Origin of the sequence: Psychrobacter sp. AOP22-C1-C5 (assembly GCF_052378885.1) — a bacterium.
Classification (GTDB): Bacteria; Pseudomonadota; Gammaproteobacteria; order Pseudomonadales; family Moraxellaceae; genus Psychrobacter.
In genome coordinates, this window is record NZ_JBQSYC010000009.1 from 75,024 (window position 1) to 100,207 (window position 25,184).

Below are 25,184 nucleotides of genomic sequence, written 5' to 3' on the forward strand. Positions count from 1 at the left end.
ACATTAATAAATATAAATAATTTTTACCATTACTGCTTTGCCGCTTCAATCTGAATGGTTAGATCAACCTTTTCTGTGATACCCAACAAAGTATACTTACTAATGCCCCACTTCGTTCGGTCAATGGTCGTCGTAAAGTCACCACCACACACTGATTTTTTCAATACATAACTCAAATAGCAGTTGAATTTTGTGGCCGTTAAAGTGACTGGATTGGTCTTGCCATGCAACGTGAGCGTACCGTCTACTTTGGTGACTGCTGAGCGATTTTTATCTGTCTGAAAATACCATTTGGTAGATTCAAAATGCGCCAATGGAAACTTTTCAATATCAAAAAAATCTGGGCTTTTAAGCGCTATATCAAAAGCTTTATCACCTGTCATTAAGCTATTTAACGGAATGGTAAGTAAGATATTACCTATCTTGGCCGCTGGATCATACTCAAGCTGACCCGTTAAATTGTAAAAGCCGCCAGTATTGGTCGACGTCTTAAAGTGATCAATAGCGAAGCGTACATTGGTATGGGTAGGATCTATATGATAGGTAGCAGCATGACTGCTAGCAACCATCAATGCACTCAGAACTATACCTGCTAGCGGTTTACAATAAAATTGGGCGTTCTTTGAAAATAATAATCGACGCATAATGACATTCCTTTGTGGCAGTTGATGTTTGGTCAATCGCATCCTCTGTGATTGACCACTGTTCTTATATTCATTTTATATATAATCGATAAGATCATACTGATTGATCAATATCATCTGAATCATCATCAAACTCATTGCCATAGCCTATAGTCAGGTCAATATAAAAAGGATACAGCAGGACTAGAATGAATTTTTTGCAGCATCGAGCTGCGAAGGCACAGCAAGCAAGAAAAATTTGTACCAGTCCTGCGTCAGGATGTCGTGTATCCACTTTATCTAGGATTGATTATATTAAAATCATAAACCAAAGTTATTTCTCAATAGCGGTGCTTTTTTCATTACTTGGTTTAAGCCATTTAGCAAACCAACCTGACAAATCGTCCATCAATGTATAAACAACCGGAATAACCACTAAGCTCAATAACGTAGACGTCACCAGACCACCTAGTACCGCCGCTGCCATCGGACGCCTAAATGTAGGGTCAGCATCTCCCCAACCAAACACCAATGGCAACATACCGGCACCCATGGCAATGGTAGTCATAATAATGGGACGCGCCCGCTTACGACACGCATCAATAATCGCTTCAAAACGCTCGAGGCCGCGACGCTGCGCAATCAAAGCATAATCGACCAGCAAGATAGAGTTTTTGGTCGCAATGCCCATGAGCATAATAAAACCGATCATGGATGGCATGGAGAGACTACTATTGGTAATAACCAAGCCCACAAAAGCCCCACCAATAGAGAGTGGTAAAGCCATCAAGATGGTGAACGGTTGTAATATACGGCCAAACAATAAAATAAGCACACCTAAAATACAGACTACCCCGACCGACATCGCGATCACAAAGCCACTAAATAGCTCGGCCATATTCTCCGCTTGACCTTGATCAATAATCGTAATCGAAGGTGGTAAGTTTTGCATAGTAGGGACAGCTTTGACTGCTTGTACCAAATCCCCAAGCTCGCCACCTGCTGGTTGGATTGTAATACTGATGGCACGCTCTCGATCAAGCCGGCTAATTTGTGCAGGCCCTGTACCAAAATCTAGAGCAGCGACCTCACCCACACGCACGCCTTGATCCGATGGTTGTGAACTTGGTACATATAGGCCTTCTAGCTGACTGACATTTTGCTTGGCTACATCTGGTAGACGAATCACAATAGGAATCTGCCGCGTGTCTAGATTGAGTTTGGATAAACGCTGTTCATAATCGCCTACAGTCGCCACACGTAGCGTCGTCGCAATATCTTGCGTGGTGACGCCTTTGTCCGCCATTGCCAGTCTGTTTGGTGTGACTGTCAGTTCTTGACGCGGTAGGCTGCGGTCGCTGGTCACTGAACCTGCACTCGGCAAACCCCGAATCTCTGACATGATTTGTTGAGCAGTCTGCTCAAGCAGTTGTGGATTGGTACTGGTCATCGAGAAGTTATAACCGCTTTCACCGCCACTCGATAGACCGACCGTAAAGCGTGCACCCGGCACTTCTGCCAATACTCTGCTTATTTTCTGTTCAATCTCTTGTTTAGAACCACGCTCAGCTCTTGGTGCAAGCACAACATCTAAACCAGCAATATTCTCTGCCTTGCCGCTGCCACTAGAGTTTGAGTCCATCGTTGCCTGAGCTTCGCCTACTGACGTAAAGATATTTGTCACTTCAGGCATGGCTAAAATCCGCTCGCTTGCCAGCGCCGCAACTCGCTCCGTGTCTTCTAATGCCACGTCAGGCGTCAGCTCAATCTCCACACGAGTTTGATCAATATCATTGTCCGGAATAAAAGACGTTGGCAGTAACTTCACGAGTGTCAATGACGCCATGAACAGTACCAAGGTTGCGCCCATCGTCAGCCAGCGATGTCGCAGGGTCCACGCGACTATCTTGAGATACCAATCCATCGTCGCGCTTTGTTTTTCGACATGCTTTTTTTCTGGTCGTAATATATATGCCGCCATCATTGGAGTGATAAGACGCGCGACCATCAATGACGCAAATATCGATAAAGCGGCTGTCCAACCAAACTGACGGAAAAACTGCCCAACAATACCGCCCATAAAAGCGGTGGGCAAAAATACTGCAATCAAGGTAAAGGTCGTTGCAACCACAGCCAAACCAATCTCATCTGCCGCTTCCATCGCGGCCTCATAAGGCGTCTTACCCATACGCAAGTGCCGGATGATATTTTCGACTTCGACGATAGCATCATCGACTAATACACCAATCACCAATGACAAGGCGAGCAAGGAGATGATATTGAGACTAAAGCCAAATAAGTACATACCCAAAAAGGTCGGAATGACGGACAGGGGTAATGCAACGGCCGCCACGATGGTCGCGCGAATATTGCGTAAGAATAAGAAGACCACCACGACTGCTAATAGACCACCTTCAATCAACATGCGTAATGACGCTTGATAATCCTCAGCGATGGGCGTTGCTCGATCATAGACTTTTTCGATACTGATATTGCCCGTATCTGCGGTCAACTCTGCCAGCTCTGCATCGACCAGTGCCATCACATCAACTTCACTGGCTCCCCGCGATCGAGTGATGTTAAATGCCACAACTGTTTGACCATCGAGCTTGGCGATGGAGCTTGGATCAGCTGGGCCATCTGTGATTTGTGCCATGCGCCCGAGGGCTTGCGTACCACCTGTAGGGACAGCAATTTGTAAATCATTTAACTCACTGGCGCGCTCAACAGCCCCAAGTACACGAATAGTCTGCGTGGCTTTACCTACTTCTGCTTCACCACCTGAGCTGTCTTGCTGAATACCCGCTATTTGATCTGACAACTGCGCTATAGAAAATTTTAGACCGCTCAGTGCAATAGGGTCAGCGGCGACAGTAATCTCACGCTGAAGCCCGCCAATACGGCCGACCGTACTGACACCCGGTATATCAGAGAGACGTTTGGTGACAGTGTCATCCACAAACCATGATAGGTCCTCTACACTCATGTTTTCAGCAGAAACAGAATAAGTTACGACCGGAAACCCTGCTGTTGAAACTTTGGTGATGATTGGGTCATTGGCAGCGGCAGGCAGATCACCACGTACCTCACCAACAGCCGAGCGTACATCGTCGACAGCTTCTTGAATGTCTTTTTCTAAGACAAATTCAGTGACCATCGTAGCCGCCCCAGTTTGTAACGTCGTCCTAATGTGCTTGACGCCTTCAATACTGGTAAGCTTATTTTCTACCTTTTTTGCAATATCATTTTCGAGCTGTGCAGGAGCGGCACCTGGCAATGTCACGGTGACCACAACTGCTGGCAAGTCAATGTCTGGAAATTGCTGTACCTTCATCTGCATAAAGCCGTAGATACCGCCGAGCGTCAGCAGTACAAACAACAAGATAGCAACCAGCGGGTTTCTAATCGAATAAGCTGAGACATTTACACTCATGCGCGCGCCTGCGTGGCTGTGCCAGTGGTTGATCTACCGTTATTAACCTCTGATTCAACGGTCGCTTGATTGCCAGCTGGGTTCGTACGATTCACAATCCGCACCAAATCGCCATCATTTAAAAAGCTACCGCCCTGCTTTACAATTTGACTGTCGCTAGGTAGTGGCTCGGTGATCGCTACGTTGTCACCCAGTCGCTCACCAAGCGTCACCCGCTGCTGCTTAATACGGCCGACGCTCGTACCATTTTGAGTCGTGATGTTGGTGACCAACATCACGTAATCGTAACCATCGTTGCTCACGATTGCGCTATTAGGAACCGTTTGCATACTGGCACTGCCCAATAAGAATTCACCCGTTTGAAACATACCTGCACGTACTTTTGGATTGGCAGCTAGGCTGGCATAAATAGTAATCTGACGGTTGTTATCCGCAGTTGGTGCAATACGGCTCACCTGCCCTGTGACCGAATCGCCATCTGGCAAGCTGACGCGTACGGGTGTACCAACCGTGATGTCGCTAACTAGCTTAGGATCAATCTCAGCCCGCCATTCCAAAACGCCGCCTTTGATAATCGTAAATAAAGGATCACCACCAGCAACCATACCAACTTCTACCATTTTTTCGCTAATAACGCCACTGACTGGTGCAATGACACTGGCATTTTTTAGCGTCAAACGCTGATTGCTTAGGCGCGCCCTTGATGCTTGTAAGGCCGCTCTAGCTCTAACCTCGGAGGTACGATAACGATCAGCTTCTTGCTTACTGATAGCATCAATATCTATCAATGGTAGGACTCGCGCGGCATCCGCACTGGCATTGGCGAGCGTCGCTTCTGCTTCCGCCACATCGGCTTCTGCTTGCAAAACTTGCTGCTGCATGGCATCGGTATCAAACACTGCCAATACTTGACCGGCTTTGACGCGATCGCCCTCTTCAACCAATATCTGCTCAATAGCGACACCACTCACTCTGGCACTCACATTCGCTGTATCTTTGGCATTGATTGTCCCATCAGCACTTAAAGTGGCACCAATATCATCTTGGTTTGGCATGATCGTTTCGACGGAGAGAACAGCGGGCTCAGTACTCGCATCACCAACGTTTTTGCGATCACTTAGCGCCTCGCTAGAAGTTGGCGACTCCTCTGTCACGGTTTTATCATCACCGCCCCAATACTTTCCAAGCAGCACTCCAATGATCAATACCGCTACCAATACGGGTAACAACCACAATGGCAGCTTTGAAGGTGATTTGTTTGCCACCGAATTAGACTGACGATACGGTGGTAGCTCAGGATCAGCGGACGGCTTGGGATTGGTTTCTTTAAGATCGCTCATGATCACTCTCTATAAGTACAGGCAATAATAAAACTGAAATGTTCGGAGTTTAAATCTGAAAAATTGAGATTGATAAGTCACAATGACCATCAGAACTCAGGGAACGCTCAAAAATCAGGCAATGTTGACGTGATGCTAATTAACAAAATTTTAAGTGGCTTTATAATGAAGCACATTTATCGTAAAGGTATATAGCGTGCTAACTTGCTGTTTATTATTACAATAGTCTGTAAAGCTATTGAGAATAGCACATACTTAGACCTCATTTGATATTTAGTGTTTTATGTTTCTAAACTTGGCAGTTACTCAAAAGACGCTAATACGAAAAACTTCTTAAAACAACTGATGGTTTATAAAAATAGGACATCAATACACTCGGTCAAGTAATTGTAGGGGTCAAAATATTTGAAGAACGTTGTATTTGAAGAATGTTTTACTTTTTTAATAGACCCTTCAAACCTACTACTTATATCACGCATTGGTATAACGACTGGCCTCTGGCATCCAGCGATGAATAAGCTGGCTGACATCTGCTTTGCGCGTAGGGTCGGCAATTAAATGCTTGGCCAAGCGCTGGGCAATTGCAAATAATTGCTCATCACGAATGAGATCGGCCAAGTAATAACCCACATTACCCGTTTGACGTTTGCCCAAAAGCTCACCCGGTCCGCGTAGCTCTAAGTCTTTTTGCGCGATGACAAAGCCATCTGTGCTGTCACGCAGGACATTTAAACGCTCAGTGCCTGTTTCAGACAAAGGCTTTTGATAAAGCAGGACACAAAAGCTCTTGGTCGAGCCGCGCCCCACTCGCCCGCGCAGCTGATGTAATTGTGACAGACCTAAGCGCTCCGCATTTTCAATAACCATCAGTGACGCATTGGGGACATCAACCCCCACTTCGATGACCGTTGTGGCAATCAATAAATCCAGATTGCCCGATTTAAATGCTTGCATGATGGCTTGTTTTTCAACGGACTTCATTTTGCCGTGTACGAGTCCAATACGGATATCCAAGCGCTCATTCAAGTCTTCATACGTCGCTTCAGCCGCTTGCGCATCCAGTACACTAGATTCTTCTACCAGTGAGCAAACCCAATATGCTTGCCTACCTGCTGCGCAATTAATCGCAATGCGCTCTATCACCTCATCGCGGCGGTTGCGGTCAATGGTGACAGTCGTAATAGGTGTACGTCCAGGCGGTAGCTCATCGATGATTGACGTATCCATATCACCATAAACACTCATCGCAAGCGTACGCGGAATCGGGGTTGCCGTCATAATCAGCTGATGCGGCGTACTATTAGCCACGCCTTTATTGGTCAGTGCCATACGTTGCTCGACGCCAAACCGATGCTGCTCGTCGATAATGACCAACCCCAATTTGGCAAATTGTACCTGCTCTTGAAACAGGGCATGCGTTCCGACGACGACTTGTACGGTATTCTCGCTCACTGCTTCCAACGCTTCGCGGCGCTGCTTCGCGGTTTGCTTACCCGCCAGCCAACCAACACCGATGCCCAATGGCTCAAACCAGTTTTTAAAATTGAGTAAATGCTGCTCGGCCAAGATTTCTGTCGGTGCCATGACCGCCACTTGCCAACCACTATCGAGTGCATAGCCTGCTGCCCCTGCTGCGACCAGCGTCTTGCCAGCGCCTACATCACCTTGTACCAATCGAAGCATCGGAATTGAAAGTGCCATATCCGCAGTGATGTCTTTCATGACTCGTTTTTGTGCGCCTGTTAAATCAAAAGGCAGTGCGCCAAACAACGCATCGGCCAGCGGACTTTTGGTAGCGCACTTGGGCGCTTTATGCTGATGCAACTGCTGGCGACGATATAATAAGCTGAGCTGATGAGCAGCCAACTCTTCAATAATCAAACGCTGGCAGGCGGCATGAGTACGGGCGCTCAGCTGAGTTAACAGTTTATACTGCTGACGGGCGTCCGTATAAGTGGGCGGCGTATGAAGCAATACCAACGCTTCAAATATCGTCAAGTTGTAGACATTACTGTTGGCTGTTTTAGCAGCTTCGGGACTGCCACTACCATTGACATCATGGCTGGTGACATTAGCATTGGGATTGGTTTTATGGACACTATTATCCGGCACACTACGCGCCAACGTAGAAAATATATCTTCTGGATACGTCTCTACCGCAACTACTTTCGTTGGCTCAAAAGGCGCCAAAGGCAAATCAGCCACTACGTCAAAATCAGCCGTCGTCAATAGCGTCATAGGCAGACCTTGGCTACGAACCGTCTGCAAAGCCAGTTTAATCAAGGTGCGCAGCTTATTTTGGTGCAAGCCTTTGACACTGGGATAAATGGGCTGTAAACCCGTATTAGTGATGGGCGCATTATCCGTTATGATTTGGTATTCGGGATGACTCATCTGCTTGCCGTAACGACTCACTTTGACTTCGCCAAACAATTGCAACCGCGTACCCAAGCTCATCGTTTGGGCAAGACCAGGATAGACCTTAAAAAACCGCAAAGACACCGTAGCTGTATCATCATCTATCACGACCGTCATACCGCTGCGTTTATTATCAACATGTACCACACGCCCCGTGATGAGCGCAGATTGCCCATGACCCACCTCCGCGATGGACAACGATCGACTCCGATCCTCATAATCACGCGGCAAATGCAGCAGCAAATCAAATATCCGCTTGATGTTCAATTGTGCCAACTGCTCTGCGACTTTCAATCCAACGCCTGCCAGCGCCGTCACCGGCATATCGAGCGCCGAGACTGGCCGATCAGATCTGACATGATCTGATGAATGAATGGACGAGTGGCTAGCGGATAATGACATCAAAAATTCCAACGATGTGATGATTAAATTTAGTGGACCAAGCGGGTTTGACGCCACCAGCCATATTTTTGGGTTTGGTATATAGTCAGGTCTAAATAAAAGTGGTACATACGGTCATCATGTTCTACTGGTATAGATCTTCCTCGCTGGCTGTTCACAAGCGTGACAAAGGCTTCGCAAAATTCACACCAGTAGAACCGTACTCTCTTTAAGATGAATCGACTACAGTTGCTTATATTTCGCTATTTAGTGATACTGCTTAATAAAGATTTAAAGATACATCCGTCAGTTATATCATACCAACAACTGACAGCGTCTTTTCTACATTATGGCAATTATATAAGGTCTTTTTTATGTCTGCTCAGGCTAACCATCACCAATACCGCCATCATTCCGTATTTATGCGTGTGAGTATGCTGGCTGCATTGGGCTTGCCTATTAGTGCTTGTAGTACATTGACTTCAACGACCAGCACAGCGTCCTTAGCACCTGAGATCGAGCGGCCGACTGTTGCTTTAGTATTGGGCGGTGGCGGTGCCAAAGGCTTTGCTCATGTGGGCGTCATTAAAGCATTGGAGGAACAAGGCATCACGCCTACATTAATCGTAGGCACCAGCGTTGGCAGTTTGGTAGGCAGTTTATATGCTAGTGGCTATACACCAACGCAGCTTGAGCAGTTGGCATTGACCACGACTGACGTCGAATTGACCGACTTTGTCTTATCCAATCAAGGCTTTATTGAAGGCATCAAGCTCAAAAATTTCATCAATAATAAAGTGGGCGGGCGAGCAATAGAAGATTTTCCAATCCGCTTTGCGGCGGTCGCGGCCGAAAAGCATACCTTAACCAAAGCCGTCATTACTACAGGCGATGCGGGTCTTGCCGTACAAGCATCTTGTAGCATTCCCAATATTTTTATCGCCCCTCGTATCCCTGAAAAAGTCGGTAAAAAATACATCGATGGCGGTGTGGTCAGCTTGGTACCAGTTGATAGCGCACGTGATTTGGGCGCTGATATTGTCATTGCTGTCGATGTGACCGCTACCAATATCAAAGGTAGCACGCCTGCTGCCAATAAAATACCAACCTTAAACTCATTGAGCAGCTTTTGGGGATTTTTGGAAAATAGCATTGCTGCTCAGCCAAGTACCAATCGCACCGCATCCATACGTTATGAGCGTGATCGCGCCGATATCGTTATTACTCCTGATGTCGGACACATAAGCTCAATCGATACTCGCCAGCGCCGCGCATTCATTACTGCTGGAGCGCAAGCCACGACGCCACAGATTGCTGCCATCAAACAGCTGATCAAACAAAAATCTGAGAGCAAATACGCCATGCTTTAGTGTATTAATGAATAGCACATCAAAGAATGACACTATAAACGGTATATTGTTTAACAAAAAAAGCACCACAGCCATAAACTGTGGTGCTTTTTTATAGTCTATTTAATATAAAAAATGCGTCACTCTTTTATCTTGAATCGACTATGTATAGCGCCATGCATATCAAAGGCCTAACTTACTTAACACGCGCACGGTATTTAACGACTACTGTGTCATTAAGACCAACACCTTCAAGATCCCAACGCACAGCTTTGTAGTACTTTAATGGAATTTCTTGCAACTGGTTGTCTACTTTTCCGCGCAAAGGCATACGAGCGAATGTATTGCCATCTGCACTGCCATAAGGAAAGTCAGGTGAAACCGTTTTCAGTAACTCTACTTGCTCAGGGATACTCATGGTAACCGTCATTTTACGGACACGGTCTGCATTGGTATTGGTAAAATACCCTTGATACTCTAAGACATTACCTGACTGCAAACGTGTGCTGGCATTAACTGGAACCAAAACCTCTTGACCATTCGCATCAGCGCTAATCAATGAAGCGGTAATTTTACTATTGACGGCTTGTGCGCTTGAACGAGTGTTATTGTTGGCATTTGCTTGAAGCGCAACAGAACCATCAACAGCTTGTTCTGGTGTTGGCAATATAGCCGACGCTTGTGTCACGACCATTGCACCGATGAGCGTACCAGCCACAACGTGAAACAAGCGATGCCCGCTCCAAGCACTAAATGGACTGGCAAATTGGTTACTTTTTTTCATGGTTTTCATTATCCCTAGTTAATATATCGGTAAAACGCAGCTGGTATAACCTAACTCGCTTTTAATATACTTTGAATCCTGTCGAGACCTCACGCTTGACGCGAAGCACGGTAGTTTGGTCACTGCTCGTTAAGCAATAGCGTTTAGCATAACAAAAAGCGTTTGTGCGTACACTAACCCCGTGTAGCGGTTGTGTATATAGTCCATCAGCGAGCAAAATTGATGAATACGACTGAAATAAAAGATAGCTCATAACGGCGTTTTTTGCTATGGTAAATCTTTAGCGATCGGCATTTTTTTTGCGGCGCCCCTTTTTTATTCTAACCATTACTGCCTCTATTATGACTACTAGTGCTATGCCACAAATTAACCCTGAATACGTTCATTGGTTCCGTAACTCTGCCCCATACATCAATACACATCGCGGCAAAACGTTCGTGATTATGTTTGGTGGGGAAGCGGTCAATCATCCCAATTTTAGTACCCTCATTCATGACTTTGCTTTATTGCATAGTTTGGGTATCAAGCTGGTATTGGTACATGGTGCTCGCCCGCAGATTGAAAACAACCTAAATGGCACTGGTATCGCTTCTCCGTTGCATCAAGATATTCGCATTACGCCAAGGGTAGCAATGCCTGCTATCTTACAAGCAGTTGGCGCGATTCGTTTGCAGATTGAAGCACAGCTATCGATGGGACTGGCCAACTCACCTATGTATGGCTCGCGTATCGATGCTATCTCGGGTAATTTTGTCACTGCCCGTCCTTATGGTATCCGTGATGGTGTCGATTACCAAATGACGGGTGAAGTGCGCTCTATCGACGTTGAAGCGATTAAAAACAACCTATTACACGACCATATCGTGATTTTAGGTTCGATGGGCTACTCGGCGACTGGTGAAGTCTTTAACTTACTGGCTGAAGACGTTGCGCTTAGCGCTGCTGTAGCACTGGGTGCAGATAAGCTTATCTTCTTAGGTGAAGAGACGGGTATCAACGATAATGATCGTCTGCTACGCGAGATGATTCCAAACGAAGTCGATCGCTTTTTACGTGACCGCGATTTGAACTGCGAAATTAATTACTTCTTGAACTGTGCAAGTCTGGCTTGTCGTCAAGGTGTTCATCGCACGCACATTATCTCTTATGCCAAAGATGGTGCATTATTAGAAGAATTATTCACTCGTGATGGTTCTGGCACTTTGATTAGTCACGATCCTTATGAAGAGATTCGCCGCGCCGATATCGACGATGTGGTAGGACTTATTGAACTACTATCGCCACTAGAAGAGCAAGGTATCTTGGTCAGTCGCTCACGCGAGCGCTTAGAGCAAGAAATTGATCAATATAGTGTCATCGAACGCGACGGTATGATTTTAGGGTGTGCAGCCCTGCATCCGCTAGATGCGTCTTCAGCAGAAGTGGCATGCGTTGCAGTACATCCTGATTATCGAAGCGGCAGTCGCGGTGCTGATTTATTGGCATTTTTGGAGCAACAAGCACGCAGTCACGGTCTGCATAAATTGTTTGTATTGACGACTCGTACAGCACACTGGTTCGTTGAGCAAGGCTTTGCTGAAGTTGAAGCCAGCGCTCTACCAGCTGCACGTTTAGAGAAGTATCACAATGGCCGCAACTCCAAAGTGTTTCAAAAGAACCTATAATTGAGGCCAGTGTATAAAACATTTTATAGCCGAGTTACTCTAAAACCGATGCAGTGCTGCTAAGGTAAATTTTTTGCAGCCTCTGTCACGCCCGCGAACAGCAAGCAAGAAAAATTCACCCAGTCGCACGTTGCTATTAAGTATCGATTTTATTTTGAACTGACTATAGCCACAAAAAAGCCTTCATCGTTATGAAGGCTTTTTCGTGTTTACTACATACTGCTTGACGTCTTATTTTACTTTTAACAGCTCTACAGTGAATATAAGCGTGCTGTTAGGCTCAATGCCTGCATTGCCGGCTTCGCCATATGCGATGTCTGCTGGGATATAAAATTCGTATTTGCCGCCCTCTTTCATCAACTGTAGACCTTCGGTCCAGCCAGCGATTACTTGATTTAATGGGAACTCAATTGGCTCACCGCGCTCATAAGAGCTATCAAATACCGTACCGTCGATCAATTTACCTTCGTAGTTTACTTCAACCACATCGGTCGCTTTTGGTGATTTACCAGTACCTGGAGTGATGACTTTGTATTGCAAGCCTGAAGCAGTGGTTTTCACGCCTTCTTTTTTAGCATTCTCTGCTAAGAACGCAGCGCCTTTGGTTTTGTTTTCAGCAGCTTTTGTTTCCATATCTTTGACAAGCTTCTCTTCTTGCTCTTTTTGATACGCCATCAATACTTCTTGCATTTGCTCTTGAGTCAACGCTGAGTCTTTACCCTCGTAGCCATCACGAAAGCCCTTCTCAAACGTATCAAGATCCAAATCTTGCACCGCTTCTTTATTGCCCTCTGCCATCATATAGCCCAAGCTATAACCAACTTTTTCGTTGGCTGGGCTTTGTTCAGTGATTGAAACGCTTTTTGCGGCAGTTTCTTGATTGCCGTTATTGGTACTGCAACCAGTAATCAACAACATCGCACTGGCAAGTGCACTAATGCTTAAGGTAGTGATTTTCTTCATAGGATTTTCTCGAGTGATAAAAATGGTATCGATTGATTCGTGTGTCATCATAACAAATCTGGGTTTTATGAGCCATATTTCAAATGAAATTCTCGGGCTAATGTACAGTCTATGTTAATATTTCCCACTACGATAACAAGTTATCACACAAATACAGCAACACGTTAAGCTTTCTATCTTTAAATCCACTAATACATCAGATAAGCTGAATTAGTTAAAGTGATAAGTAACCGAGTGTAAGCTTTTATCCTGTTTATTGAAATATTGGTGGTAAAGCAGTTAATGCCATGCGAACCGATATTTTTCGATAGGGCTACGTCCTCAAAAATTATAATATCATCGCATAATTTAACTCAAAAATTACTATTTATCATAACCATCTACTTAATAGATTCGCTTAGTAATAAAGGTAAATGCCATATTATTTAGCAGCTTTTATATGATGATTAAAGGAGGATAAGATGAATCCAATGTATACATCGTTCAATGGTTATCTTGGCGGGCCTATCGGTTCTATTATTGGCGCTATTTTAATTTTTATTATTGGTTGGCTAGTAGCACTTGGCGTTGCAGCACTTGTACGTGGTGTATTATCCAAGGTTAATTTAAACCAACGTATGAATTCTTCAACTGGTAAAACTTACGATCTTGAGGGAATTATCTCTAAGATCGTTTTTTGGTTCATCTTTATCATTGCTATTTCAGGCGCACTTAGCCAGTTGAATCTAAACTCTATCTCGGCACCATTTGCAAACATGGTTAACCAAGTATTGGCGTTTATCCCTAATCTTATCGTCGCTATTGCAGTTGGTGTTATTGGTTGGGTCGTGGCGACTGTTGCCCGCACAGCAATCAATGCTGCATTGGCCAAAACCTCAATGGACGAGCGTTTGAGCGAAAAAGCTGGCGTAAAACCAATGAGCAGCACGATTGCTGACATGGTTTACTGGTTCATCTTATTGGTTGTTTTGACCATGGTACTTGGGAAACTAGAGTTAAACGGTCTCTTTGCTCCCCTTACCAACATGATTGATAAAATCTTCAACTTTATTCCTAATATTCTTCTCGCGGGTGTGGTCTTCGTCGTTGGTTATATCATCGCCAAGATCGTACGCGGTATCGTGACCAACCTTGTTTCTACTTTTGACGTACAAGCATTGGCTACCAGAGCTGGTTTGAATGAACAAAACAGTCTTCCTAATATCGCTGGTACATTGGCATTTTTAGTCATCATCATCCCAACTATTATTGCAGCTTTAAATGCACTAAAAGTTGAAGTGATTGCTCGTCCTGCCACAAACATGCTAAACAAAATCATGGAAGCATTGCCAAACATCTTTATGGCAGTGGCTATCTTAGTCGTTACCTTCTACGTTATACGTATGGTTGCCAACATCATCAAAGGCTTGATTGAAAATACACAAATCAATCAACTACCTGCGAAAGTTGGTCTACAACAAACCATGGGCGATCAGAAAATCTCTGACCTCGTTGGTTATGCGATTATCTTCTTTGCTATGTTGTTTGCTGCCATTGCCGCGGCTGACCTATTAGGCTTTGTCGCTATCTCTGGCATCATAACTATGTTCATCGCTTTCGGTGCCAATATCATCTTAGGCGCGATCGTTCTGTTTATTGGCTTTTGGCTTGCTAACGTCATCGCAGGTGTTGTTGAGCGCTCTGAGCAAGGCTCACAGTTCTTAGCAAACATCGTACGTGTTTTGATCATGGGCTTAGTACTTGCTATGGGTCTAAAAGCTATGGGTATCGCTGACTCTATCGTGAACCTAGCGTTTGGTCTAACTTTAGGTGCTGTCGCAGTCGCTTTTGCTCTATCATTCGGTCTTGGTGGTCAAGAAGCCGCTGCACGCTTCTTACGTAAAATGCAAGACAAAATGGATAGAGAAACGGATGAGGCAAAAGCAAAATCAACGCTTCAGCCAAGCACCTCAACTCAAGAAAAATTTGCTGACTCTATTCGTGAAAACACACTATCAAAGCCAAGCACGCCTGTAACTGACTTGCGTACTGATGTTGTTGACACCACGACCACACGTGTTAATACCGATGATATTGCTAACGATAATATTGGTACTAATGGCTTTGGTAATAGCAGCCTTGATAACGCTAACATCGGTAATAACAACATTGTTAGTGATGACCATTTATTGCCTGGTAACGGTTTTAACGACGACCTTAATAATAAATAAGCAGTAATAACTTTTTATCTAACATTTAAAAAAAGACAGCCTAGGCTGTCTTTTTTTATAGGATTTTATTATTTAGGTTTTTGTTATTTTTGAGCTTGTCGTTTAAGTTGCTGTAATTGTTTGGTTAACTGACGCTCGCGTTGGGTCATTGCCTCGACTGGTTGAATCCACAGATCAATATCAATAAAGGTCTCATCAACTTCAGTGATAAAATCGATACCCATGACGATAACATGATGAAGCTCAGCTATCGGTAGACGCACAGCAACATCCTGTGCAATTTTTGCCAAATTCGGCTGAATTGCTCTTTTACTATGTTGCCCTTCTGGGTCTTGTCCATAAAAAATCAGTACATAGTGTCGACCCAAGCTCTCGTAAGAATGCTGATGCACCACATAACCCGATTGTTGTAATTTTTGTCCCTGTTTAGGGTGTCTATACAAGGTACGAATCAACTCATGGCGCGAAAACAAGGATTCATCTAATAACTGTCGTTGCCAATAAACAGGCTCCATACCCAATGAGACTTTGTCATCATTGCCTAGCTGCTTTTCACCGAACGTCTCTATCATTTGCACACTAAGCTGCGACCATAAAGCTGCGGCTTGCTGCAGATGCTGACGATACATTTGCGCTGTCGTACTTTTATTCCTGTAAGCAAGCGTCATGGCGACCAATGCTGGATTAGGCTCATCTTGGATACTGTATTTGACGAGTGCATTGTCTACCGCAATTGCAGGTGTAAGTAGAGAGGGGCTGCGCAAGAACTGAGAAACCAGTGCTTCTTCTGTATCAAAGCTTGGTACCTGACTGTTGGCAGAATTGTCCAGCTGCACTAGGTGGTGACACAAAAACCGCCATAGCTCACCGGGTGTCTGTACTTCATCCAGTATAGTATGCCAATCGTGCCAGCTGAATACTTGTAACTGCTGTACGCTATCCTCTATGTCTACGACCAAACGCTCCATAAAATAGCGAGCGCCAAAACCATGTTTGACGCGTTGAGCGCTTATGTTTTTATTGCCCTTAATGTGTTTGGTGCTCGTTTGAGCCTCTTCAGTAAAGTGGATATCAACCACTAAAACATCATGGCTAGCAATGTCATTGGCTTTTTTTTGAGACGCATACGTTTTGTGCCATGTCATAGCAGTCTTTAAGGTGGTCAAACGTATGGTTTCAATATCTGCTGAACTAGTATCGGAGGGTAAGTACAGCACCATTTCGAGCAGCGATAGCTGGCCTGATGGTAATTGGTACAGGTATTGTCGAGCATTGTAGTGAGCATCGTATTTGCATTCAATGGCAGACATAGTAGCGAAATCAATCTCGCCAGCACCTGACTGCAAATAGCAGGCTAATTCATTAGCAAGATCACTCTGCTCGGACGTGGTAGTGGTAGTGGTAGTAGTCGAATGAGACACGATTTCAACCCTTTATTGGCGAATGGTTACACTCTACGGTATAGCGATATTTATAAGCGTAAACTTATGATTGTTGTATTACTACTATAGTTGCTTCAAGATAAAAGTGACACTTTTGCAATAGCGTTATGCTGATAGTCATCCCTTCTATGTGCTATGTGCTTTTCATATCATAGACTCTAGAAAACCAAGCTACATAAGACCTATGAGACTAAGTCGCTTTTATAACAATGAGTTGATATGATGATATTGAAGCAATAGAGCCAGTACGCAGACTTACAGATCATAAATTGCTTACTATCTCTTTTGTCAGGTACATTTATCATGTTTATTTAAAAATCATTATATAATAACAAGGATTGACTACTATGAAGCGCTTTAAAGAAAAAACAGTTATCGTAACAGGAGCAGGATCAGGTATTGGGCGTGCAACCGCCATCCGCTTTGCTCAAGAAGGGGCTAACGTTGTTTTGGTAGGACGCACCGCTGATACACTTAATGAGACCGCAAAAGAGTTTCCACAAGACAATACTTGGATTCATACTGACAATTATTTGACCGTGATTTGTGATATTGGTGTACAAAGCCAAGTAGAAGAGATGGTCCAGACGGCGATAGACACGTTTGGCAAAGTTGATGTTTTAGTCAACAACGCAGGTAAAGCCATACAAGGCAAAATCACCGATTTGTCTACTGAGGATTGGAATACCGCCATCAATACCAATTTGAATGGCAACTTTTATGTCTCAAAAGCTGTGATGCCGTATCTAATCGCCACCAAAGGCAATATCGTCAATGTGTCCTCACTTTCAGGCATGGGCGGTGACTGGAATATGGCAGCATATAATGCGGCTAAAGCGGGTGTGACCAATCTAACGCGTACTTTGGCGTTAGATCATGGACCTGACGGCGTTCGGGTCAATGCTGTTAACCCAAGTGTGACCAAGACCAATATGACGACTGCGATTCAAGATAATACGGCTAAGACAGATAAATTCCTTGCCCGTTCTGCCCTCGGTCGTCTTGCAACACCTGAAGATATTGCCGCGGCTATTACATTCCTAGCGAGTGATGACGCTGCGATGATTACGGGCGTGAACCTGCCCGTTGACGGCGGTGTCAACGCATCTAACGGTCAACCGCAATTTTAAAAAACTTACATAGAGTACAGCTGTTAAATTTGAAATTTTTCCAATAAAAAGGAAGCCCCTGATCTCAAAGTATCAGGGGCTTTTTTACTATAAGAATTCAATAAAAAAAACTTCATAAGCAATTTAATCGGGTGAGTTATTAATGTCCTGTAGTGGCTGCGACATACGCTCAGGATGTCTTGGAATCACCCCTTTATACTGCGAATAAATCTTTGGCAAGTCAGCTTCGATATCACCACTTGGATAGACCAGCGACAAAAAACGGACTTCTTTAGTATTGTAGTCCATGGCCACTGGTAAGATTGGCACGCCAGCACCCACTGCTAAATAGTAAAAGCCTGTTTTCCAGCTTTCCGTATATTGGCGAGTACCCTCTGGCGCCAACCCTAAAAACAATGGCTCACCTGTTTTGAATTTATCAATACTTGCTTGCAGCACGGAGCCTTTATTTTCTCGATTAATGGGAATGACCCCTACCCAACTTAATAGCTGGGCAAACACAGGCACTTTAAATAAAGTATGCTTAGCCATAATACTGACTTTCAGATCCAGCGCAAACAAGCTTGGAATAGCATAAATTCCATCAACATTAGAAGTATGTGGAAGCGCTAGCACCACTGCTTGCGAAATATTTGGAATCTCGCCAACATTGCGCCAACCCGCAACCTTCAATAGCGAAGATGCGATCACTGGTGCAATTTTGCTACCCCGTCTTGGAACCAAATGACCCAGCTGTTCTTTGCTAAGCTTGGGCAATATTTTAGAACGTTTTAAAACCTTCGATGTCATGACGGCACCATATGATAAAAGATATCTATATAATACCATCAAGCTTATGCTACTGAGTTGAATTTTATACAATTTTACGGAATATCTGCTAAGTTGCCTTTATTCTCAAGCCATGATTTGCGATCAGACGCGCGTTTTTTTGCCAGTAGCATGTCCATAACACTATTGGTGAGCACCATGTCATCCATATCTAACTGCACCAAGCGCCGAGTATCACGGTTCATGGTCGTCTCCCGTAGCTGCTCAGCACTCATCTCACCCAAACCTTTAAAGCGCGTGATTTGCGCTTTTTTATTGCCGGGTACATTCTCTAAGATGTGCGCCAGCTCTGGCTCATCCAACGCATAGTGCACTTCTTTGCCCACATCTACTCGGTACAATGGCGGCATAGCGACAAACAAGTGACCGGCATCAACCAGAGCGGGGAAATGCTTAACGAATAACGCGCAAATCAGTGTGGCAATATGCAACCCATCCGAGTCGGCATCCGCTAAGATACAGACTTTGTCATAGCGTAGTTCAGATAAGTCGTCGGAGGCAGGATCAACACCGATTGCAATTGCAATATCGTGAATCTCTTGGCTGGATAGGACGGTATCCGACGACACTTCCCACGTATTCAGAATCTTACCGCGCAGTGGTAGTATGGCTTGATAATGACGATCGCGTGCTTGTTTGGCACTACCACCAGCAGAGTCACCCTCTACTAAGAACAGCTCAGCACCGTCCCGCAGGTCACCGCGACAATCCGCCAGTTTACCGGGCAAAGCTGGCCCTTGGGTGATTTTTTTACGAGCGACTTTTTTGGCAGATTTAAGACGGCGGCCCGCTTTATTAATGGCTAGCTCGGCAATTTGCGTGCCCATATCAGCATGCTGATTTAACCATAAGCTAAACGCATCTTTTGCCAGTGTCTGTACTGCGCCAGCCGCTTCACGGCTCGATAGGCGCTCTTTGGTTTGACCAGAAAACTGCGGCTCAGAGAATTTAAGCGACAGGATATAGTTGACCCCATCCCATACATCTTCTGCTGTCAATTTCACACTGCGTGGTAGCAAATTATGAATATCACAAAACTCGCGCAATGCTTCTAAAATACCAGTACGCAGACCATTGACGTGCGTACCACCTTGAGCCGTCGGAATCAAATTCACATAGCTTTCTTGGATTGGTGTACCGCCCTCAGGCAACCAAGATAAGGCAAAAGTGATACCTGCGCGCGCGCCATCTTTTGCTTCATGATTATAATAAAATGGGGCTTGCGGCAACGTCTCAAGACCGTCTAATTGCTCGTTTAGATATTCAACAACCCCATCGGTAAATTGCCAAACCACCTTTTCATTATTGATGTCATCGACAAACTCAATCGTCAGTCCTGCTGACAAGACTGCTTTGGCTTTTAAGTTGTGCTTGAGCTGTTTTACATTGAACTTGGGCGTATCGAAAAAACTGCCATCCGCCCAAAACTGTACTCTCGTACCGCGTTTACGCTTGTTTGAGCTGACCGCTTCGGTCAAAGATGTCACAGGTGCGCCGTTCTCAAACGCCATATCAAACTGGGTACTGTCGCGCCATACGGTGACTTCAACGCGGGTAGATAGTGCATTGACGACAGAAATACCTACGCCATGCAAACCACCTGACACTTCATAATTGGAGGTCGAAAACTTACCGCCCGCATGCAAGCGGGTCAAAATCAGCTCAATCCCCGATTGACCAAATTCAGGATGAATATCGGTCGGCATACCGCGTCCATCATCTTCGACTGACAACGAGCCATCACTATGCAATTGAACTTTAATGGTTTTGGCATAACCTGCCAGTGCTTCATCTACTGAGTTATCAATGACCTCTTGCGCCAAATGGTTGGGACGCGTGGTATCGGTATACATACCGGGGCGACGACGGACTGGCTCTAACCCTTCTAAAACTTCTAACGATTGCGCATTATACTGACTCACAAATGCATCCTTAACTGTTCATGTGCGATTAATTCTATTGAACCATTATAACGAAAAATAGCGACATTAATGGTAATAGTCAGTCGCTTGCGTCATATAATGTCGTCTATTTATTTGATATAACTTTATACCAGTTGCTGTAATAGCTTGATCACCATTGGTAATTGCACCTCAAAATCACTAAATCTATGGTCGCCCCCAGCTTGCACTGTGACAATTGCCCCTTGCTCTTGGTAAAAGGTTTTGGCCAGCTTAGGACTTAATAACTCATCGCCTTCTTTGATCAGTACCGCGACTCTATTTGGATGATTCACGACTGATAGCTGATGACTGGCAAACCACTGTAAATCAGCGTTAGTAATATTCCAGCCACCTGCTGTCGAATGCAAAATGTAATCTTTTGACAATGCCGCTTTACCACTATCATTTGACACAGACTTATCGGCAAATCGCTGTAGCGTGATGTGTGGCTGCGTACTAGGGTTTAATAATAGCGCGGGGCAACCGGTATGATTGCTGACTAAGGTAGAAAAATACCCGCCTAACGAGCTGCCTACCAATATTGTGTCCGATGAGTGCGACTGAGCATTTTCCGTATTTTTGTTTTTATCATTATTGGCGTTTTCTATCAATGAGACGATGTGGTTAAAAACGTGCTCAGGCGATTGATTCAAATCGGGGCGCAGTACGGTAATATGTGGATGGTATTGCTGACAATATTTTTCTAACAACACCCCTTTGGTAGAATTGGTATCGCTGTCCAATCCATGAATATAAATAAGGTTCATGTATTATCTCGCTTATTATGATTGTTTTATAAAAACTGTGACGCCCAGCATAACACCCGCTCAGTAAACATAGTAACAATAAAACGGCACACTATTATTCAGTATTTGCGACATAATAGGCTATTATCCCAGTTTTGCGCCAACCAAAGGAATGACCGTAGTAGCGATGGAGCCGCCATGAATCCACAGTTTGAGCTGTTTGACATAGACAACCCTTGTATTGGTGTCTGTCAAAGCAATAAAAAAGGCTATTGCTTTGGTTGCCTGCGCAGTCGTCCTGAGCGTCAGTTTTGGCATGAGATGACGACAGAGCAGCGTCGAGAGGTATTACGGCTTATCGTAGGACGTAAACAGCGTATCGAGCAGATGAGACAGCGTAAAAACGAGCAGTTAGGATTTGATTTTGAGGAAGATGTTGAGGTGGGTGAGTTGTTTTGAAAGGTAAGAATACTCTTAGGACACATATGCTTTAGACTATCTAGTTACAATATTAGATTGCATATGTAGAACCAAATTTTTACTGACTATACATTAGTCCTTTTTCATGCTTAGTTAAGAATAATTTAAAAAATGTTTTTTCAGTAATAGAATATATAACACCTAGTAACTTTAATTCATTACTTTCAGATAACAAAATCATATCAGATACTTTATTTTGCTATACAGTTCTCGCAAAATGTCGGTTTCTGTCTAAGTTTTTGAATACGACCTTGTAAAGTCCAAGATGCCATTCGTTGTTGCTCTTTATTGAATTCATTAATTTTTTCTCGATAGGTATTAACATGCGCTTTATCTGGAGATTCAATTAAATCTTCAATTATAAGTGAGATCAAAGAAAAGGATTTTTTATATTTGGTAAGAGTTATTATATCGAGATTTCTAATTTTAGAAGTTATTAAGCTGCTTTCTCGAGTATTTTTAGAATTCAGAGCAATAACCCATTGTCCATGAGCCATACGATTTCTTACTTCACTCGGCTGCTTTATATAATTTTCAAGGAGGCTTTCAACATCAATAATAACTTGGTCTTTATAAGCCTGATTTTTAGTGGTTATCTTTCCTACAATAAGATTAAGACAAATAATCCAGCCCTTATATGAGTTTATTTTAAACTCTGATTTCAGTTTATTAATCTCTTCTTTTGTTAGAGCTTGGGGTGTATGTATAAGTTTAGAGAAAATTGCCTCTGTATAAGCAGAAAATAATAGAGCCATTAGCTTAGTTTGAATAGCCGTAGCGGCTTGGTCACGATTTCTAAGAGACTCATTTACAAGGCGATTACCTTGCTTCCAAGATTTTTCAAGTTCCCTAACATTCTCAGTTTGAATTAAGAAAATACTCTGAAGGTTTGCTGAGTGATTGATGTTTGAATGGGGCATTAACTTAAATTCTCCGAATAAGCTGGGCAAAATACACTTTATAATAGTAGTAAATGCATTTTGCCTAGCTGGACTCGAACCAGCGTCCTCAAATCGCAAAACAGCCGATTTGTGCTCTCACCCTTCTGAGCTATAGGCCCGAAAATATTCTATCACTTCTTTCAAACTAATGTAAGCAAAAGTTCATTATCTTATAGGTTCAAGGTTTATTCTTTAAGACACCATCAATTTAATACGTGCTATTGGATGGCTTACATCAATAAGCTATCGCAAATAAAAGTCTTTTTTAGCATCGAGAAAAGGGAATTTAGCTTTAGAATAAAGAGCTGACGAACGAAAAGAGCGCCGTTAAGGCAAAGCATTGTTAACTGCGAGCATAGCTCTTTTCTTACGTTGGGCGAAACAATGTTTCGCTTATTCGTCCTCAAGAAAGCGTAAGAGCAAATTCTTTTAACAGAATTTGGTGCGCAGGCCATTAGGAATGAAAGATAAAAAAAGAGCCATCTCGTTGAGGATGACTCTTTTTAAGTATGAGAAGCTGACGATGACCTACTCTCACATGGGCGAACCACACTACCATTGGCGCAACGATATTTCTCTTATAAGTTTAGGAAAGTTATCAGATTATGCCATCACATTAATACCACTAGCAATCAAGCATAAGCTTTACTGCCCTACTCCATCTCTGTTTATAAAGGACTGGTCACTAGACTATAAAGAGTACGTACGCCATCAATATAGTTACCCACGCGCATGTTTTCATTAGCAGCGTGCTGATTATTATCGGCGTTCACCAAGGGCACAATAACGAACGGTACTTGTAAGGTTTCCACAATCTGTGCCGTTGGCACAGTGCCGCCCATCATGCGAATACGGACTGGCGGAGGCGTCGTGCCAAAAGTATCTACCATCGATTTAAGCGCCCACTTACCTACGGGTGAATCGACAGGCGTAGCCGCAGCGTTCCCACCTTCGGTCTGATAAGAAAAGCTTGCTAACTTATCAAAGCGCGCTCTGTCGTCATCAGTAGGTGTACCTGTGACCAAGTGATAGCCTTGTTTTTGAATATGCGTCTCAACGAGCTTTGTCAGGTACTTAGCATCCGACTCTGGGGTTGTACGTAGATCCAATTCGGCAACGGCCATATCAGGCACAATGGTAGCAACCTTGTCCCCTACGGCGGCCGATGCCATACCGCGGACATTGAGCGATGGATACTGCATCGCCTCTTGATAGTTATTCCCCACCTTGTCAGGCTTTGCAATACCAAGGCGTTTCTGAATAGCAGCTTCATCATCTGGGACTGCTGCCATGATCTTGCGATCAGCGGCATTGAGTTTCACGCGATCATAATAGCCCGGTACAGTGACACGCCCATCATCATCCTTCATAGAGGCAAGAAGCGTCGCTAAGCGCTGAGCAGGGTTAGGTGAGTAGTTGCCATAGTGGCCACTATGTAATGGTGTTTTGGGACCATAAACCGTAATGCGCGCCTGAGCTGCACCCCTATTACCAAAAATCAATGTAGGCTGGTTAGTCGCATGCATAGGTCCATCATTAATAACAATCACGTCTGAGCGCAGTAGATCCTTATTGGCTGACATTACCTTTTTAATCGAAGGCGATCCCTTTTCTTCCTCACTATCGAGTATCACTTTCACATTGATACCCTGAGCAGCACCGCTGGATTTTAGAGCATCGATAGCAGCGAGGAACATCATTATTGGTGCCTTAGCATCCGCAGCTGAACGCCCAAAAACTCGCCACTCGCGGTCAACCGAACCATTGAACAACTTCGCAGAATCCATCTCTTCCCACTTACCTGCTGCTGTACGTTTATTAAGTACTGGCGTCCAAGGGTCCTTCTGATCCCATTGTTCAGCTACCACTGGCTGACCATCAAGATGCATATAGAAGAGTACGGTCTTACGCTTAGGGTCAGCATCTGGCAGCTCTGCAAACAACATTGGCTTACCATCGTTTTGCAATTGCTTTGTGACAAATCCACGCTTACGGAAAGCCACCTCAAGGAACTCAACGTTTTTACGTACGTCCGCTGGCACAATCGCATCGTTTGGTAGTGCTAAAAGATCAAAATACTCAGGGTAAGTACCTTGTGCATACTTTACAGCAGAAGCGGCTGACAGCTCAGCGGCGTTTGCGCTATTACACACTGCTAATGCAGCACCCATCAAGAAAAACGCACGTAATTTGTTCATAACTTCCCAATCTCCATGAAGTTGACCAATGCAATCCATTGTAATTTTACTAAGGCACTATCGTTATATAGTAACTCAATTATTTATTCTAAATTGTTTTAGCAAGTTGACTGCTTTAAGTTCTAAGAATTTAGCACTAATATCACAGCCCAACAATATAAATATAGGAATACAGTCTATTGTAATTAGTTAGCAAACCAAATCGCCCCCACCATCCAACGCTTATAGGCATAGAGAGTAAGAATGGGTCAAGAGGGGGTGAGAACAAGGCTGTATTTGGCGGTGTCTTTTTCTGGGGAGGCAGGAGTATC

General features: G+C 44.2%; 17 protein-coding genes and 1 tRNA gene. 5 read left to right on the top strand and 13 right to left on the bottom strand.

Annotated features, from left to right (window positions below):
• Positions 1-29: 29 nt before the first annotated feature.
• From ACT3TH_RS11485 to recG, 4 genes are all read right to left on the bottom strand, one after another.
• On the bottom strand, positions 30-644 hold the full coding sequence (locus tag ACT3TH_RS11485; RefSeq protein ID WP_444755969.1) for a YceI family protein: 615 nt from the start codon (positions 642-644) through the stop codon (positions 30-32).
• Between the two features lie 313 nt (positions 645-957).
• Entirely contained in the window at positions 958-4,056 is a 3,099-nt protein-coding gene (locus ACT3TH_RS11490; protein WP_444755970.1) for an efflux RND transporter permease subunit, read from the bottom strand.
• A complete protein-coding gene (locus tag ACT3TH_RS11495; RefSeq protein WP_444755971.1) occupies positions 4,053-5,396 on the bottom strand; it encodes an efflux RND transporter periplasmic adaptor subunit in 1,344 nt (447 codons plus the stop codon). The genes ACT3TH_RS11490 and ACT3TH_RS11495 overlap by 4 nt, the downstream gene beginning before the upstream one ends.
• 471 nt (positions 5,397-5,867) lie before the next feature.
• Entirely contained in the window at positions 5,868-8,216 is a 2,349-nt protein-coding gene (gene recG, locus ACT3TH_RS11500; protein WP_444755972.1) for an ATP-dependent DNA helicase RecG, read from the bottom strand.
• A 353-nt stretch (positions 8,217-8,569) separates the two neighbouring features.
• Here recG and ACT3TH_RS11505 point away from each other — a divergent pair, with 353 nt between their 5' ends.
• A complete protein-coding gene (locus tag ACT3TH_RS11505) occupies positions 8,570-9,565 on the top strand; it encodes a patatin-like phospholipase family protein (RefSeq protein WP_444755973.1) in 996 nt (331 codons plus the stop codon).
• A gap of 175 nt (positions 9,566-9,740) precedes the next feature.
• Here the strand turns inward: ACT3TH_RS11505 and ACT3TH_RS11510 are convergent, their stop codons facing one another.
• Positions 9,741-10,328, bottom strand: a complete 588-nt coding sequence (locus ACT3TH_RS11510) for a hypothetical protein (RefSeq protein WP_444755974.1) — start codon at positions 10,326-10,328, stop codon at positions 9,741-9,743.
• A gap of 341 nt (positions 10,329-10,669) precedes the next feature.
• Between ACT3TH_RS11510 and argA the strand changes: the two genes are divergently transcribed.
• Positions 10,670-11,992 (top strand): amino-acid N-acetyltransferase, encoded by a 1,323-nt coding sequence (argA, locus tag ACT3TH_RS11515; protein ID WP_444755975.1) that lies wholly within the window; start codon positions 10,670-10,672, stop codon positions 11,990-11,992.
• A 231-nt stretch (positions 11,993-12,223) separates the two neighbouring features.
• On the opposite strand, the gene ACT3TH_RS11520 is transcribed toward argA, so the two are convergent.
• Entirely contained in the window at positions 12,224-12,955 is a 732-nt protein-coding gene (locus tag ACT3TH_RS11520) for an FKBP-type peptidyl-prolyl cis-trans isomerase (RefSeq protein WP_444755986.1), read from the bottom strand.
• A gap of 461 nt (positions 12,956-13,416) precedes the next feature.
• Between ACT3TH_RS11520 and ACT3TH_RS11525 the strand changes: the two genes are divergently transcribed.
• Positions 13,417-15,165 (top strand): mechanosensitive ion channel, encoded by a 1,749-nt coding sequence (locus tag ACT3TH_RS11525; RefSeq protein WP_444755976.1) that lies wholly within the window; start codon positions 13,417-13,419, stop codon positions 15,163-15,165.
• 83 nt (positions 15,166-15,248) lie between these two features.
• Here ACT3TH_RS11525 and ACT3TH_RS11530 read toward each other — a convergent pair whose 3' ends face one another.
• On the bottom strand, positions 15,249-16,586 hold the full coding sequence (locus ACT3TH_RS11530; RefSeq protein ID WP_444755977.1) for a hypothetical protein: 1,338 nt from the start codon (positions 16,584-16,586) through the stop codon (positions 15,249-15,251).
• Positions 16,587-16,954: 368 nt separating this feature from the next.
• On the opposite strand from ACT3TH_RS11530, the gene ACT3TH_RS11535 reads away from it, so the two are divergent.
• A complete protein-coding gene (locus ACT3TH_RS11535; RefSeq protein ID WP_444755978.1) occupies positions 16,955-17,737 on the top strand; it encodes an SDR family NAD(P)-dependent oxidoreductase in 783 nt (260 codons plus the stop codon).
• Between the two features lie 123 nt (positions 17,738-17,860).
• On the opposite strand, the gene ACT3TH_RS11540 is transcribed toward ACT3TH_RS11535, so the two are convergent.
• From ACT3TH_RS11540 to ACT3TH_RS11550, 3 genes are all read right to left on the bottom strand, one after another.
• Positions 17,861-18,526 carry a lysophospholipid acyltransferase family protein gene (locus ACT3TH_RS11540; protein ID WP_444755979.1) on the bottom strand — a complete coding sequence of 222 codons (666 nt, stop codon included), beginning with the start codon at positions 18,524-18,526 and terminating at the stop codon, positions 17,861-17,863.
• Positions 18,527-18,600: 74 nt separating this feature from the next.
• Entirely contained in the window at positions 18,601-20,487 is a 1,887-nt protein-coding gene (gene parE / locus ACT3TH_RS11545) for a DNA topoisomerase IV subunit B (RefSeq protein WP_444755980.1), read from the bottom strand.
• Positions 20,488-20,612: 125 nt separating this feature from the next.
• Positions 20,613-21,275: a YqiA/YcfP family alpha/beta fold hydrolase gene (locus ACT3TH_RS11550; RefSeq protein WP_444755981.1), complete on the bottom strand. Its 663-nt coding sequence runs from the start codon at positions 21,273-21,275 to the stop codon at positions 20,613-20,615.
• 177 nt (positions 21,276-21,452) lie between these two features.
• Here ACT3TH_RS11550 and ACT3TH_RS11555 point away from each other — a divergent pair, with 177 nt between their 5' ends.
• Complete coding sequence (locus ACT3TH_RS11555; protein WP_444755982.1) at positions 21,453-21,713, top strand: DUF1289 domain-containing protein; 261 nt, start codon at positions 21,453-21,455, stop codon at positions 21,711-21,713.
• A gap of 212 nt (positions 21,714-21,925) precedes the next feature.
• Here ACT3TH_RS11555 and ACT3TH_RS11560 read toward each other — a convergent pair whose 3' ends face one another.
• From ACT3TH_RS11560 to ACT3TH_RS11570, 3 genes are all read right to left on the bottom strand, one after another.
• On the bottom strand, positions 21,926-22,654 hold the full coding sequence (locus ACT3TH_RS11560; protein ID WP_444755983.1) for a hypothetical protein: 729 nt from the start codon (positions 22,652-22,654) through the stop codon (positions 21,926-21,928).
• A gap of 61 nt (positions 22,655-22,715) precedes the next feature.
• Positions 22,716-22,792 (bottom strand) — tRNA-OTHER (locus tag ACT3TH_RS11565).
• 551 nt (positions 22,793-23,343) lie between these two features.
• Entirely contained in the window at positions 23,344-24,873 is a 1,530-nt protein-coding gene (locus tag ACT3TH_RS11570; protein ID WP_444755984.1) for a M20/M25/M40 family metallo-hydrolase, read from the bottom strand.
• Positions 24,874-25,184: the final 311 nt, after the last annotated feature.